General features: G+C 74.5%; 13 protein-coding genes. 7 read left to right on the plus strand and 6 right to left on the minus strand.

Annotated features, from left to right (window positions below; genetic code table 11):
• Positions 1–670, minus strand: a 670-nt coding sequence (locus IH44_RS0117295; RefSeq protein ID WP_030460480.1) for an IclR family transcriptional regulator, incomplete at its 3' end; no start/stop codon positions are given.
• Between the two features lie 336 nt (positions 671–1,006).
• On the opposite strand from IH44_RS0117295, the gene IH44_RS0117300 reads away from it, so the two are divergent.
• From IH44_RS0117300 to IH44_RS0117325, 6 genes are read left to right on the plus strand one after another with little or no spacing between them, the layout of a single operon-like run.
• Complete coding sequence (locus IH44_RS0117300) at positions 1,007–2,017, plus strand: ABC transporter substrate-binding protein (RefSeq protein WP_030460481.1); 1,011 nt, start codon at positions 1,007–1,009, stop codon at positions 2,015–2,017.
• A 25-nt stretch (positions 2,018–2,042) separates the two neighbouring features.
• On the plus strand, positions 2,043–3,080 hold the full coding sequence (locus IH44_RS0117305; protein WP_030460482.1) for an ABC transporter substrate-binding protein: 1,038 nt from the start codon (positions 2,043–2,045) through the stop codon (positions 3,078–3,080).
• Positions 3,077–3,925, plus strand: coding sequence for an ABC transporter permease (locus IH44_RS0117310; protein ID WP_030460483.1), 849 nt, complete (start codon positions 3,077–3,079; stop codon positions 3,923–3,925). Before IH44_RS0117305 ends, IH44_RS0117310 begins: the two co-directional genes overlap by 4 nt.
• Complete coding sequence (locus IH44_RS0117315; protein WP_030460484.1) at positions 3,922–4,656, plus strand: ABC transporter ATP-binding protein; 735 nt, start codon at positions 3,922–3,924, stop codon at positions 4,654–4,656. The genes IH44_RS0117310 and IH44_RS0117315 overlap by 4 nt, the downstream gene beginning before the upstream one ends.
• Before the next feature lie 26 nt (positions 4,657–4,682).
• Positions 4,683–5,597, plus strand: coding sequence for an ABC transporter substrate-binding protein (locus IH44_RS0117320; RefSeq protein ID WP_035955447.1), 915 nt, complete (start codon positions 4,683–4,685; stop codon positions 5,595–5,597).
• Between the two features lie 5 nt (positions 5,598–5,602).
• On the plus strand, positions 5,603–6,673 hold the full coding sequence (locus tag IH44_RS0117325) for an LLM class flavin-dependent oxidoreductase (protein ID WP_030460486.1): 1,071 nt from the start codon (positions 5,603–5,605) through the stop codon (positions 6,671–6,673).
• A 56-nt stretch (positions 6,674–6,729) separates the two neighbouring features.
• Here the strand turns inward: IH44_RS0117325 and IH44_RS0117330 are convergent, their stop codons facing one another.
• Positions 6,730–7,719 (minus strand): aldo/keto reductase, encoded by a 990-nt coding sequence (locus IH44_RS0117330; RefSeq protein WP_030460487.1) that lies wholly within the window; start codon positions 7,717–7,719, stop codon positions 6,730–6,732.
• A 143-nt stretch (positions 7,720–7,862) separates the two neighbouring features.
• On the opposite strand from IH44_RS0117330, the gene IH44_RS0117335 reads away from it, so the two are divergent.
• Complete coding sequence (locus IH44_RS0117335) at positions 7,863–8,312, plus strand: group III truncated hemoglobin (RefSeq protein WP_030460488.1); 450 nt, start codon at positions 7,863–7,865, stop codon at positions 8,310–8,312.
• Between the two features lie 10 nt (positions 8,313–8,322).
• Here the strand turns inward: IH44_RS0117335 and IH44_RS41130 are convergent, their stop codons facing one another.
• The 4 genes from IH44_RS41130 to IH44_RS0117360 form a co-directional block, all read right to left on the minus strand.
• Positions 8,323–9,621: an MFS transporter gene (locus tag IH44_RS41130; RefSeq protein WP_035955449.1), complete on the minus strand. Its 1,299-nt coding sequence runs from the start codon at positions 9,619–9,621 to the stop codon at positions 8,323–8,325.
• A 184-nt stretch (positions 9,622–9,805) separates the two neighbouring features.
• Positions 9,806–9,925 (minus strand): class III lanthipeptide, encoded by a 120-nt coding sequence (locus IH44_RS47280; protein WP_198545003.1) that lies wholly within the window; start codon positions 9,923–9,925, stop codon positions 9,806–9,808.
• Positions 9,926–10,295: 370 nt separating this feature from the next.
• Positions 10,296–12,899, minus strand: coding sequence for a class III lanthionine synthetase LanKC (lanKC, locus tag IH44_RS0117350; protein WP_157852354.1), 2,604 nt, complete (start codon positions 12,897–12,899; stop codon positions 10,296–10,298).
• A gap of 281 nt (positions 12,900–13,180) precedes the next feature.
• Positions 13,181–13,387: a hypothetical protein gene (locus IH44_RS0117360; RefSeq protein WP_030460490.1), complete on the minus strand. Its 207-nt coding sequence runs from the start codon at positions 13,385–13,387 to the stop codon at positions 13,181–13,183.
• Positions 13,388–13,631 lie beyond the last annotated feature (244 nt).

A 13,631-nucleotide genomic window follows, 5' to 3' on the forward strand; every position in this document is an offset into this window, starting at 1 on the left:
GGGTGGAGCGGACGGCGAGGGCGAAGCGGGCGGTGGGGGTGCGGTCGAGGACGGGGACGGCGAGGGTGCGGATGCCGGGGGCGGATTCGCCGTCGTTGAGGGCGTAGCCGCGGTCGCGGGTGCGGGCGAGTTCGGCGTCGAGGGCGGCGGGGTCGGTGAGGGTGTGCGGGGTGTAGGCGGGGAGCGGGCCGCGCAGCGGGGTCTCGGTGGGGGAGGGCCAGGCGAGCAGCACCTTGCCGAGGGCGGTGGAGTGCAGCGGGCGGCGCAGGCCGAGGCCGGTGGAGGGCAGGACGGAGCCGCCGACCAGGATGACGGCGTGCGGGCCGGAGCGGATGGCGAGGTCGGCGGTGGCGCCGGTGCGCCGGGCGAGCAGGTCGAGTTCGGGGCCGGCCAGGTGCAGTCCGCGCTGGTGGAAGGTGAGTTGGCCGAGTTCGGCGACGGCCGGGCCGAGCCGGTAGCGGGCGGTGTGCTCGTCCTGGTCGAGGAAGCCGGTGGCGACCAGGGTGCGGGCCAGGCGGTGCGCGGTGGAGACGGACAGGCCGGTGCGGCGGGCGAGTTCGGAGGCGCTGAGGTCGGGCCCGTTGTCGTGGAAGCAGTGCAGCAGGCCGAGGGCCCGGTGGACCGCCTGGGCACCGGCCGGCGGGGCGGAGAGGGTTCCGGAGCCGGGCATCGCACCTCTTCCGGGTCGGCTCGTGGACGGGCAACTCCCGTGCCGTTTCCAGGATATGGGAGTGATCACGACGGCAGTGTGTCGGCAGTGTTGCGGCTGTCCGGCCTGCCGTGAACAGCTGGTCCCATCATCTGGCAAGGCTTGATTCCGCCCCCGGACGGGTGGAACGCTCGGTCCGTCAGCCGGTTCGAGCAGGAGGGGGTCCACCGTGAAGCCGCACCGGTGCCACTCCTCCTGTTGTCGCTGACCGCTCCCCGAACCCCCTTTCCCCGCCCGGCCGTTCCCGCCATGTGGAACGACGCCCGCGCGCCTCCTGCCGATCTCCGGAGCCCCGCCATGAGCACGCCCCCCGCCGCGCCGCCGTACCCCGACACCCTGTGGTTCACCCGCTGCCCCGTGCCGACCGCCACCGGCATCGCCGCCGACCAGGGCTGGCTGGCCCGGGAGTTCGCGGCCGAGGGCATCGCGGTGCGCTCGCTGCAGGACGTCCCGCCGGAGGTCGCCGCCGACCACCACTACACCCACGCGCTGACCGGCCTGTTCCGGGAGGGCGGCAACGTCCCGGCGCTGTGGGCGCGTTCGCGCGGCGAGCGGACCAGGCTGATCGGCCTGACCTGGATCGAGGAGCGCCAGGCGGTGCTCGTCCGGGAGGGCAGCGGCATCGACTCCGCCGAAGGGCTGCGCGGCCGCCGGCTCGCGGTGCCCCGGCACCCGATCGCCATCGACTTCTGGCGGGCGATGGCGCTGGCCGGGCACCACGGCGCACTGGCCTCGGCCGGACTCGCCCCGGCGGACGCCGAGTGGGTGGACGTCGAGGCCGGGCGCAGCGGCGGCCAGTGGGAGGCCGAGCTGGCCGCGCTGGCCGACGGCCGGGTGGACGCCGTGTACGTGAAGGGCGCGCTCGCCGTGGAGGCCGCCCGCCGCCACGGGGCCGTCCCCGCCGTCGAGTTGGACGCGCTGCCGGACCGCCGCCACCGGGTCAACAACGGCACCCCGCGCCCGATCACCGTCCACCAGCACCTGCTCGACGAGCACCCCGAACTGGTGGCCCGGTTCCTCGCCGTGCTGCTGCGGGCCGCCGACTGGGCCGCCGAGCGGCCCGCGGAGGTGGCCCGGATCCTCGGCGCCGAGACCGGCGCCGGGCCGGAGGGCGTCGCCGGCGCCTACGCGGCGGGCAGCCACCGCACCCTGCACCCCGACCTGTCCGCCGAACGCCTCGAACTCCTCGCCCAGCAGCAGGAGTTCCTGCACGCCCAGGGCTTCCTCGCCGACCGGGTCGACGTCCACGCCTGGGCCGACCCCGCCCCGCTGGCCGCCGCCCGCGCCCTGCTCGCCGCCCGTTCCTGACCCGCCGCCCTTCCTGGAGAACCCCATGCGCACCCCCGCCCGCCGCCGCACCCTGCTCGCCGCCACCGCCCTGACCGCCGCCGCCGCGCTCGCCCTGACCGCCTGCGGCTCGTCCGCGAAGGACGCCTCGGCCTCCGCCGACGGAAAAGGCGGCGCCGAGGTGGTGCTGAGAGTGCCCGACCCCGGGAACTCCGGCTTCCTCGCCAAGGGCAAGAAGGACGGCACGCTGGACGCGGCGCTGGCCGCCGCGCACGCCAAGGTGGTGTGGACGGGCAGCGCCGGGCCGTTCGCCCCCGCCGCGCAGGCCCTCAACGCCGACCAGCTGGACGTCGCCCAGGGCTCGATCACCTCGGCCGTCGCCGCGCTCGCCCAGAAGCCCGGCTTCAAGCTGTTCGCGCAGACCGAACCGGACCAGGCGGGGGAGGGCATCCTGGTGAAGAACGGCTCCCCGATCAAGGAGATCAAGGACCTGGTCGGCAAGAAGGTCGCCGTCTCGCAGGGCGGCACCTCCGAGTACCTGCTGCTCAAGGCCCTGGAGAAGAACGGCATCCCGGCCGACCAGGTGCAGCGGGTCTACCTGCGGGCCGACCAGACCTCCGGGGTCTTCAACTCCGGCCAGGTCGACGCCTGGGCGACCTGGGGCACCTTCTCGATCCCCGCCATCGCCAACGCGAACGCCCACTTCCTGGCCGACGGCAAGGCCGTCGGCAGCGACAACTACGCGGTGTGGGCGGTGCGTTCGTCCTTCGCCGAGAAGCACCCCGAGGTGGTCAAGGCGTTCTACGGCTACCTGCACGAGAACGGCGCCAAGGAGAAGGCCGACCCGGCCGCCTACCTCAACGTGTTCACCGACGCCGGCCCGACCGCCGTCACCCCCGCCGAGAAGGACATCGCCGTCGACTTCGGCAAGCAGCGCGCCGTGGACTCGCCGATCACCGACGCCGACGCGGCCCGGTTCGCGGTGGTCGCCAAGTTCTACGCCGACCAGGGCGTCACCAAGACCCTGGTCGACGTCAAGCCCTACCTGCTCGACGTCAACTCCCTCGCCGGGAGCGGGAAATGACCGTCACCACCGAGCAGGCCCGGGCGGCCGGGCTGGTCGCCCCCCGGGCCCGCGCCACCGCCGCCCGGCCGCGCGGCGTCTCGCTCGCCCTGCGCACCCTGGGCCCGCTCGCGCTGATCGCCGCCTGGCAGATCTCCTCCGCGACCGGCGCGCTCACCCCCGACGTGCTCGCCTCGCCCGGCCAAGTCCTGCAAGCGGTGGGGGAGTTGTGGGGCAACGGGCAGCTCGGCGACGCGCTCTCCACCTCGCTCACCCGGGCCGCCCTCGGCCTGCTGTTCGGCGCCGGGGCCGGCCTGGTGCTCGGCGTGGTCACCGGCTTCTTCCGGCTCGGCGAGGAACTGCTCGACTCGGCGGTCCAAGTGCTGCGCACCGTCCCGTTCCTGGCGCTGGTGCCGCTGTTCATGGTCTGGTTCGGCATCACCGAGACCGCGAAGATCGCCCTGATCGGCGTGGCCACCTCCTTCCCGATGTACGTCTCCGCCTCCGGCGGCGTCCGCAACACCGACCGCAAACTCGTCGAGGCGATGCGCAGCTTCGGCCTCTCCCGCTGGGCGATCGTCCGCGAGGTGGTGCTGCCCGGCGCGCTGCCCGCCCTGCTGTCCGGGCTGCGGCTGTCGATGACGCTCAGCGTGATCGCGCTGATCGCCGCCGAGGAGATCAACTCCACCGAGGGGATCGGCTACCTGATGGCCCAGGCGCAGAACTTCTCCCGCACCGACGTGCTCGCCGTCTGCATCCTGATCTACGGCCTGCTCGGCCTGGCCGCCGACGGCGCGGTCCGCGTCCTGGAACGCGTCCTGATGCCCTGGCGGCCCACCGGTGGACGGCAGGGGGCCGGACGATGAGCACCCCCACCACCCCCGCCGTCCACCTGCGCGGCCTGCGCCGGGTGTTCGGCACCCGGGCCGTCCTGGACGGCGTCGACCTGGACATCGCCCGCGGCGAGTTCCTCGCCCTGCTCGGCGCCTCCGGCACCGGCAAGACCACCCTGCTGCGGATCCTCGGCGCCCTCGACCGCGCCGACGAGGGCACCGTGCTCGTCCCGCCCTCGCGCACCGTGGTCTTCCAGGAACCCCGGCTGATCCCGTCCAAGCGCGTCCTGGGCAACGTCACCGTCGGCCTGCCGCGCGGCGCCGCCACCAAGGAGACCGGCCGCCGGGCGCTGGCCGAGGTCGGCCTCGCCGACCACGCCGACGCCTGGCCCGGCACCCTCTCCGGCGGCGAGGCCCAGCGCGCCGCGCTGGCCCGCGCCCTCGTCCGGGAACCCGAACTCCTGCTGCTGGACGAGCCGTTCGCCGCCCTGGACGCGCTCACCCGGCTGCGCATGCAGGACCTGGTCGGCGAACTGTGCCGCAAGCACCGGCCCGCCGTCCTGCTGGTCACCCACGACGTGGACGAGGCGATCCGGCTCGCCGACCGGGTGGCCGTCCTGCGCGACGGCGCCCTCGTCCGGGACGAGACCGTCACCGTCGAACGCCCCCGGGACGCCGCCGACCCCGAATTCGCGGCACTGCGCCGCCGCCTGCTCGCCGACCTCGGCGTGCACCAGGACACCGCACCACAGCACGTCAACTGACCCCCCGCCCAAGGAAAGAGACCGCCATGACCGTCACCGTCGGTGTGCACCGCTCCAACCCCTCCCTCTACCACCTGGCCCGACTCGACTACCTCCAGCAGGAGTTGGCCCCGCTCGGCGAGAGCGCCGAGTTCCACCACTACACGGACGGCACCAGGACCGGCCGCTACCTGGCCGACGGCACCATCGACTTCGGCGGCACCGGCTCCACCCCGCCGATCACCGCCCAGGCCGCCGGACACGACATCGTCTACACCGCCGTCTCCGCGCCCCGCCCCGACCACGGCGCGCTGCTGGTCGCCGCCGACGGCCCGGTGCGCTCGGTCGCCGACCTCAAGGGCGGCACCGTGGTGCTCGGCATCGGCTCCTGGCAGACCCACCTGCTCGCCAAGGCCCTCGACCAGCACGGGCTCTCCTACCGCGACGACATCACCGCCGAGCGCCCCGCCGGGGACGAGGCCGAGCGGCTGCGCAGCGGCGCCATCGCCGGCTGGATCGCCCAGGGCGCCGAACTCGCCGCCGCCCGCCGCACCGGCGAGTTCCGCGAACTGGTCCGCACCGGCGACGTCATCACCGACCGCTCGGTGTTCTTCGCCCGCCGCGAACTCGCCGTCCAGCGCCCCGAGATCGTCGCCGCCATCGTCACCGCCCTCCAGCGCGCCGACCACTGGGCCGCCGCCCACCCCGCCGAGGCCGCCGCCATCGCCGCCGAGGACCAGGGCGGCGAGGCCGCCGACTGGCACACCGCGCTGGCCGCCCTGCCCTGGCAACTGGAGCCCGCCACCGCCGAGTTCGTCGCCGAGCAGCAGGAGGCCGCCGACATCTTCCACCGGGTCGGCTTCATCGACCGGGCCGTCACCGTCGCCGACATCCACCTGCCCGAACTGGAGCAGCCCGTCGCCGCCGCCATCTCCCGCGCCGCCGCCGTCCGGGAGGCCTGAGCACCATGGCCACCGAAGTCCTCTGGTACCTGATCCCCCGCGAGGGCCACTACCCGTGGGAGCCCGAAGGCCGCCGCCCGGTCGACCTCGGCTACCTCCAGCACCTCGCCGCCACCGTCGAACGCCTCGGCTACACCGGCGCCCTGCTCGCCACCGACCAGTACGACGTGTGGACGCTCGGCTCCGCGCTGGCCGCCGCCACCGGCCCCGGCTTCCAACCCCTGCTGGCCGTCCACCCCGGCCTGGTCTCGCCCACCCTGCTGGCCAAGATGGCGCTCTCCTTCGAGCACCTGCACGGCCCCGGCCGGCTCCGCTTCAACGTGGTCAACGGCTCCACCAACCAACTGCGCGAGTACGGCCTGCACGTCGAGCACGACGACCGCTACCGGCTGTCCGCCGAGTACTGGAACCTGGTCAAGCGCCTCACCAGCGGCGAAGTCTTCGACCACGAGGGCGAGTTCTACCAGCTGAAGAACGCCGGAGCCTCGCTGCGCGACCTGCCGCCGCTGCGCGAGGGCCACATCCCGCTCTGGTTCGGCGGCTCCTCCCCGGCGGGCATCGAGGTCGCCGCCGAGCACGTCGACGTCTACCTCACCTGGGGCGAACCCCCGCACCTGCTCAAGGAGAAGCTGGAGCGCGTCCGCGAACGCGCCGCCGCGCACGGCCGCACCCTGCGGCTCGGCCTGCGCCTGCACCTGATCGTCCGCGACACCGAGGAACAGGCCTGGGCCGCCGCCGACCGCCTGCTCGACGTCACCAGCGAGGCCACCTACGCCCGCCAGCTCGGCGGCCGGGCCGGCGAGGACGGCGTCGGCTGGCAGCGCCAGTTCCGCCAGCACGGCGGCCGCGTCCCGGCCCGCGCGCGGGAGCTGGAGGAGCACCCCAACCTGTGGCCCGGGATGAGCCTGTTCCGCCCCGGCCCCGGCACCGCCGTGGTCGGCTCCACCGAACAGGTCGTCGAACGGCTCCGCGAGTTCCAGGAGCTGGGCGTGGACACCTTCATCCTCTCCGGCAACCCGCTGCTGGAGGAGGCGTACCGGGTCGCCGAGACCGTGCTGCCGAAGCTCCACCCGTGAACCCGGGCGGGCGGCCGAACTCTCCCCGGCCGCCCGCCCGTTCAGCACGCCACGTGCTACTTGCTGATCCGGTCGATCTCCGCCAGCTCCTCGGCGGTCAGCGGACCGGCCGCCAGCGCGTCCAGGTTCTGGTCCAGCTGCTTCACGCTGGAGGCGCCGATGATCACCGACACCACCCGCTCGTCCCGCAGCACCCAGGACAGCGCCAGCTGCGCCAGGCTCTGCCCGCGGCCCTCCGCGACCTTCGCCAGCGCCCGCAGCTGGTCCAGCTTCGCCCCCGTCAGCGCCTCCTCCTTCAGGAAGTGGCCCACCGACATCCGCGAACCCGCCGGCACGTCACCCGACAGGTAGCGGTCCGTCAGCAGGCCCTGCGCCAGTGGTGAGTAGGCGATCAGCGCGGTCTGCGTCTCGCCCACCGCGTCCAGCAGGCCCTGCTCCGGCTCCCGGTTCAGGATCGAGTAGCTGGCCTGGTTCAGCAGGCACGGCGTGCCCAGCTCGCGCAGGATCGCCACCGCCTCCCGGTGCTGCTCCGCCGGGTAGTTGGAGATCGCCGCGTACAGCGCCCGGCCCGAGCGCACCGCCGTGTCCAGCGCCCCCATCGTCTCCTCCAGCGGGGTGGAAGGGTCCCACCGGTGCGAGTAGAAGACGTCGACGTAGTCCAGGCCCATCCGCTCCAGCGACTGGTCCAGGCTGGCCAGCAGGTACTTGCGGCTGCCGCCGTCCCCGTACGGGCCCGGCCACATGTCCCAGCCCGCCTTCGAGGCGATGAACAGCTCGTCCCGGAACGGGCGGAAGTCCTGCGCGAACAGGTAGCCGAAGTTGCGCTCCGCGCTGCCGTACGGCGGGCCGTAGTTGTTCGCCAGGTCGAAGTGCGTCACCCCCCGGTCGAAGGCCCGGCGCAGCACCGCGCGCTGCACCTCCAGCGGCTGGGTGTCACCGAAGTTGTGCCACAGGCCGAGCGAGACGGCGGGCAGCTGCACGCCGCTGCGCCCGGCGCGGCGGAAGGTCATCGAGGCATAGCGGTCGTCCGCGGGGAGGAAGCTCATGACCAGCATCCTGCCAGGTGGGGACCTCCGACGGGACCAACGGCCCTGCCCGTGGACACCCGCCCCGGCGTACCCTGGCCGGGCGGGCGCGGCGGAGCGCCACCGCCCGTGACAGCGCGTGGGAGCACGAGGAGGACACCGCCGTGGCACTGCCGGACATCACCAGCCGGGCCGACCTGGAACAGGCCCTCCGGCTCTTCTACCGCGCCGCCTTCGCCGACCCGCTGATCGGCCCGCACTTCACCGAGATCGCCCGCCTCGACCTGGAGGCGCACCTCCCGCGGATCACCGACTTCTGGGAGAGCGCCCTGCTGCGCACCGCCTCCTACCGGGGCAACGCGCTCGCCCCGCACGCCGCCCTGCACGCCGTCGCCCCGCTCACCGCCGCGCACTTCGGCCGCTGGGTCCAGCTCTGGCGCGCCACCCTCGACGGCCGGCACGCCGGGCCGGTCACCGAACGCGCCAAGGCCCAGGCGCAGCGGATCTCCGTCACCATGCTGCGCCGCCTCGGCGAACCGGACACCGGCGGCGGCAGCGGCGGCTTCGTCCCGCTCTCGGCCGTCCGCCTGGCCTCCGGCAGCACCGCGCTCTGACGCCCCCCGTTCAGGTGTTGGCGACCGGGCGCGGCTCCACCGGCCGGCCCTTCGCCGCCGGGGCCGCCGCCCGGGGCTCGCGCAGGTCCGGGATCCGGCGCAGGCCGCCGCTGACCGTGCTGTAGAGGGCCAGGACGAGCAGCACGCCCGCGTTCAGCAGCAGCACGGTGGACGCCGCGAAGCGGTCCAGCAGCGCGCCGCTGACCAGCGGGCCGAACGGGACGAACAGCGCGGGCGCGATCCCGCACGCCGTCTGCACCCGGCCCAGCAGGTGGTCCGGGACGGAGTGCAGCCGGGCCGCGGAGATCACCGCGTTCGCGGCCGGCGAGGTCAGCCCGCACAGGCCGATCACCAGCGCCGTGAACAGCACCCCGTGGTCGAGCGCGAGCAGCGGGGTCAGCAGCGCGGTGCTCCAGCAGACCGCCAGCACCAGGGTGCGCGGCGCCAGGGTCCGCCCGGCCCGGGCCGAGAACACCGCGCCGACCAGGTTGCCCGCGCCGGACATCGCGATGACCAGCCCGTTGTGGTAGCTGCCGCCGGACCCGGCCTGCGCGCCCTGCGCGACCAGCACCACCACGATCCCGCTGAACACGAAGTTCACCAGCGCCGCGTTCACCAGCGTGTACCGCAGGAACGCGCTGCGCCGCACCTCCACCAGCCCCGTGGTCAAGTCCCGCAGGAACGGCGGACGTTCGGCCTTCGGCCGCCCCGCGCCCGGCGCCTCCTTCGGCAGCCGCACCGACAGCACGCACAGCGCGGACGCGGCGAACGAGGCGGCGTCGACCACGAACGGCAGCACCGGCGTGACGGCGTACAGCGCGGCGCCCAGCATCGGCCCGACCAGGGTCGCCACCGCCGACCGGGCCTGCGCCATCGACACCGCCGTGGTCAGCTGGGCGCGCGGCACCACGTGCCGCAGCGCCGCCGAGGCGGCCGGCCCGAACGGGGCGCTGAGCAGGCTGTTCAGCACCGCGAGGCCCACCGCGAGCGGCAGGTTCACCCGGCCGGCGAGCACCGCCAGCGCGAACAGCGCGAAGGCCGCGGCCCGGCCCAGGTCGCAGCAGAGCAGCACGGTGCGGCGGCGCAGCCGGTCGACCAGCACCCCGGCCGGGAAGCTGGCGAACAGCGAGGAGACGATCTCGGCGAAGGTGACCAGCCCGAAGTCGGTGATCGAGTGGGTGGCCGCCAGCAGGACCAGCGGCAGCGCGATGTACGTCGCCTGCGAGCCGAACGCGGACAGCGCGTGGGCCAACCACAGGCGCTGGTAGTCGGGGTTGCGGTACAGCGGGGTGGGCGGGGCGTCTGCCACGGCGGTCCTCCCGGGTCCGGAGCGGGCTGGGGGCGGGGGTCGAGAGCGGGAGCGGGGGCTGAGGACGGGGAGCGCAACGGCCGGGGCGGCCGGTACCCGGGAGGGCACCGGCCGCCCCGGCCGAGGGCCGGCCGCGCCCGTACGGGGGTGAGGGGCGCGACCGGGGGCCGGTGTCCGGCGAGGATCAGACGGCGTCCTCTTCGATCTTGCTGTGGCAGTAGTTGGAGACGGTGCTCCACTCGTTGAGCTCGCCCTCGTCGGTGTCGGCGACGGACAGGTTCTGCAGCTTCAGGATCTCGGACATGGTGAACTCCTCTGGGGTATCGGGTGGTTGGTGGTGCCAGGTGTGGTGGAGCGGGGAGGACTTACAGCGCGTCTTCCTCGATCTTGCTGCCGCAGTGGTTGGAGACGGTGCTCCAGTCGTTGAGCTCGCCCTCGTCGGTGTCGGCGACGGACAGGTTCTGCAGCTTCAGGGTGAGGTGTGGTGCGGTGGGGCGGGGAGGGCTTAGAGCGCCTCTTCCTCGATCTTGCTGCCGCAGTGGTTGGAGACGGTGCTCCAGTCGTTGAGCTCGCCCTCGTCGGTGTCGGCGACGGACAGGTTCTGCAGCTTCAGGTGCGGTCACTCCCGGACGGTCGCCCGGGAGGGGCAGGTGGGGCCCGGCGTCGGCGCGGGCTCAGGGGCGGCCGGCGACCAGGGCCGGCAGGGTGGCGCCGGGCAGGTCCAGCGGTGCGCCGGCGGCGGCGTGGACGGCCAGCAGGACGCCGGCGGCGCCGGTGGCGAGGTCCGTGGACAGGCGGTGCAGCTGGTCGCCGGCGATCGCGGTGCCGTCGCGGTACGGGACGGCGTGCCAGGCCAGCAGGCGGCGCTGGCGGGCGATCCGCTCGGCGGCGCCGGGCCGGTCGCGGTGCTCGGCGAGCAGGGCCAGCAGGCCGGCCCGGCCGTGGAACAGCCCGCCGAAGATCACCAGCCGGGCGCGGGCGGCCAGCAGGATCCCGTCCAGGGCCCGGGCGAACTCCTCGTCGTCGGGCCGGTGCCGCAGGTACTGGCCGAGGACCAGGCCGGTGCCCGCGCTGCCGTTGCCCAGGTAGGGCAGCAGCCGGGTGCCGTCCAGCAGGTTGACGGCGCCCTCCTCGCTGGTGCGGCACTGCTCCAGGTCGGCGCGCAGGGCGCGGGCGGCCAGGTCGAGGTGGGCCGGGTCGCCGCTGTCCTGGTGCAGGTGCAGGAAGAACGCGGCGATCCCGCTCGGCCCGGTCAGCAGGCCCGCCCCGGCCGGGGGCGGCGCCGCCGGGTCGAGGGCGGCGGCCAGCCGTTCGGTGGCGCGGTCGAGGGCGTCGCGCAGGCCGCCGTCGCCGGTGGCGCGGTGCAGCCGGTGCAGGACCAGTCCGAGGCCGGCCAGTCCGCTGCGCAGCGACAGGTCCCCGGGGGAGGTGGTGCCGGCGCGCTGGAGGACCTCCCACGCCTCCGGTTCGCGGCCGAGCCGGTGCAGGACGAGGGCGGCGCCGTGCAGGCCGTCGTACAGGCCGGGCCGCCGGTCGCGGGAGCGGCGGGCGGCCCGCCACAGCCAGTCGGTGTGCTCCTCGTCGATGTCCTGCCCGGTGCTGTGCAGGGCGTGCAGGACGCCGGCCGCGCCGTGCGCCAGGGTGTAGCCGCCGTCGTTCAGGCCGGCCGGGTCGCCCGGGAAGAGGCGGTCGGCGCGCTGCGGGGTGGCGGCGGCGCGGATCGCCCGGGTGAGCGCCCCGGGCAGATCCTCGGCGTCCGGACGGTCGAACGGGCTCCCGCCGGGGTGCCCGGCCGCTCGGCCGGCGTCGGGGGTCCGGTTGGCGTCGGCCGAGCGGCCTGCGCCGGGGGTCCGGCCGGGGCGGCGCAGGCCGCGCCGGACCCGTTCGGTGTGGGCGGTCGGCACCGGGAAGAACTCGGCCATGGCGTCGGCGAGTTGGTCCACCTTGTCGGGGTCCAGGTCGAGCAGCATGGTGTACGGCAGGAACAGCGAGAGCCGGATGCAGTCCAGCGCGTAGTCGTCCCGGGCGAAGCCGGACGGGGCGTGCGGGGCGACGAAGCCGGGGCAGGCCACGGCCGGTTCGGGGTCGAGGCCGGGGCGGTGCGCGACCTCGAAGTCGACCAGGCAGATCCGCCCGTCCGGGCGCAGCAGCACGTTCGCCGGGTGCAGGTCGCCGAACGCGTACCCGCGGGCGTGGATCCCGTCGACCGCCCGCTGCAGCTGGTCGATGATGTCGAGGGCCCGCGCGGTGTACCGGGCCAGGTCCTCGGCGGACGGCTCGGGCCGGGTCAGCGGGTTGGAGCGGGCCAGGAACTGGCGCAGCGTCTCGCCCTCGACGTACTCCTCCGCCAGGTAGTGGTGCTCCCAGACGGTGAACTCGTCGATCAGCCGGGGCACGAACTCCAGCCCCGCCAGGGCCCGCAGCGCCCGGGCCTCGGTGCGCAGCCGGTCCACCGCGTCGCGGCCGGCCCCGTCCAGCCCGGCCAGCGGCCGGGCCTCGCGCAGCACCACCGGCCCGCCGTCGCCGCCGTCGCCGTCCCGTTCCCGGGCCAGGTAGACGCCGCCGCCGTTGGAGAAGTGCAGCGCCCGTTCGATCGCGTAGGGCAGTCCGGGCTGTCCGGCGGCCGCGGCCTCGTCGGCCCGCAGCTGTTCGGCGACGCACTCCGGCGGCTCCAGCCAGGGCGGCAGGGTGAAGTACGGGTCGCGGCGGTCCGGCACCAGGGTGCCGTCCGGGGCCGCGATCGCCAGCACCCGCTCGCCGTTCTCCGGCGTGCACCAGCGCTCCAGGAAGCCGCCGTACCGCAGGTACAGCGGGCCGTCCTGCCAGCGCAGGTCGCCGAGCACGTACGGGGCGCGGCGGCCGGCCAGCAGCGGGCCGAGCCCGTCCAGCACGGTGCGCAGCCGGGCCTCGTCGGCCGGGTAGAGCGTCATCAGCTTGCCGCTGCTGCCCCGGCGGGCGTACTTGCTGTTGTTCAGGTGGTGGATGCGGGGGGTGGCCAGGAACTTGTGCGGCAGCCCGGCCTCCAGGCAGTACGCCGAGACCAGGTCGATCACCTCGGCGGCCTCGGCCGGCACCGCGGAGACGTGGATCTTCCAGCCCTGGTCGGGCAGTTCGGCCCGCTCGGGGGTGAGGAAGAACCAGGACCCGTCCTGGTGGCTCCGCCAGCCCGCCGGGGCGGGACGGTCGGCGGCGGCGAACCGGCGCTTCTCGGCGCGGTCCACGGGGTGGTCGTAGAAGTGCGGATCGTCCCCGGCGAACATGTGGTGATTGCGTTTCACGTCGTCCACCCCTTTCCGTGGTCGTGTGTCGGTATTTCGGTGTGTCGGTGTTTCCGTTTTTCCGTGGTCGTGGATCGCGATTCCGGTCTCCGCGCGGCAGCCGTTCACCGGCCGCCGGGTGGGGGATTCCCCCCGGCGCCTTCTCAGGCGACGACCCAGCCCTGGTTCAGGTTGCGGCGGGTGTCACCGAGGACGCGGTCGGTGCGCTCCGCGGACTCCGGCGAATCGGCGAGGAAGTTCGAAGTGGCGTGCATGGCGGGCTCCTTGGCGTAATCGGTGGGTCACTGGCCCCAGGTCACGTCGTCGCTGTGCGCGGACGGCGTGGCGGTGGGCGACGGGCCGGAAGTGGCGGACACCTCCGGGCCACCGGCCCGGGTGGTGCTGCCGGGCGGGGAGGAGAGGACCGGGACGGCCAGCCCGACCAGGGTCGAGAGGCCGGCGACGAGCAGTCCGGCGAGTGCGGTTCGGGCCGTACGGGTGGCGTTCACGGAATTGTCTCTCCCTCGGGAAATAGATTCTGCTGCGGCACTTTCCGGGTTTTCCCGGTGTGTGGTCCCGTGCTGCCGGCATTCGCTTTCTTCGCTCTTTCTCCCCTGCCGACACCTCTACTCTGGCGTGCCCGGGCGGAGCGCGGAAGTCCGGTGTGATGGACGGATGTTGCCCTGGCACAAGTCGTCCACTCGTCCCACGCGTCACTCCCGTCACAACGCCCGGACGGGGACGGCTCCGGCG

It is taken from the genome of Kitasatospora sp. NRRL B-11411 (assembly GCF_000721345.1).
In the GTDB taxonomy this organism is placed as follows: Bacteria; Actinomycetota; Actinomycetes; order Streptomycetales; family Streptomycetaceae; genus Kitasatospora; species Kitasatospora cineracea.

Bases quoted from the DNA above. Each gene is read 5' to 3' on its own strand.
- IH44_RS0117300 (WP_030460481.1), top strand. From the start codon at position 1,007: ATGAGCACGCCCCCCGCCGCGCCGCCGTACCCCGACACCCTGTGGTTC.
- IH44_RS0117305 (WP_030460482.1), top strand. From the start codon at position 2,043: ATGCGCACCCCCGCCCGCCGCCGCACCCTGCTCGCCGCCACCGCCCTG.
- IH44_RS0117310 (WP_030460483.1), top strand. From the start codon at position 3,077: ATGACCGTCACCACCGAGCAGGCCCGGGCGGCCGGGCTGGTCGCCCCC.
- IH44_RS0117315 (WP_030460484.1), top strand. From the start codon at position 3,922: ATGAGCACCCCCACCACCCCCGCCGTCCACCTGCGCGGCCTGCGCCGG.
- IH44_RS0117320 (WP_035955447.1), top strand. From the start codon at position 4,683: ATGACCGTCACCGTCGGTGTGCACCGCTCCAACCCCTCCCTCTACCAC.
- IH44_RS0117325 (WP_030460486.1), top strand. From the start codon at position 5,603: ATGGCCACCGAAGTCCTCTGGTACCTGATCCCCCGCGAGGGCCACTAC.
- IH44_RS0117330 (WP_030460487.1), bottom strand. From the start codon at position 7,719: ATGAGCTTCCTCCCCGCGGACGACCGCTATGCCTCGATGACCTTCCGC.
- IH44_RS47280 (WP_198545003.1), bottom strand. From the start codon at position 9,925: ATGTCCGAGATCCTGAAGCTGCAGAACCTGTCCGTCGCCGACACCGAC.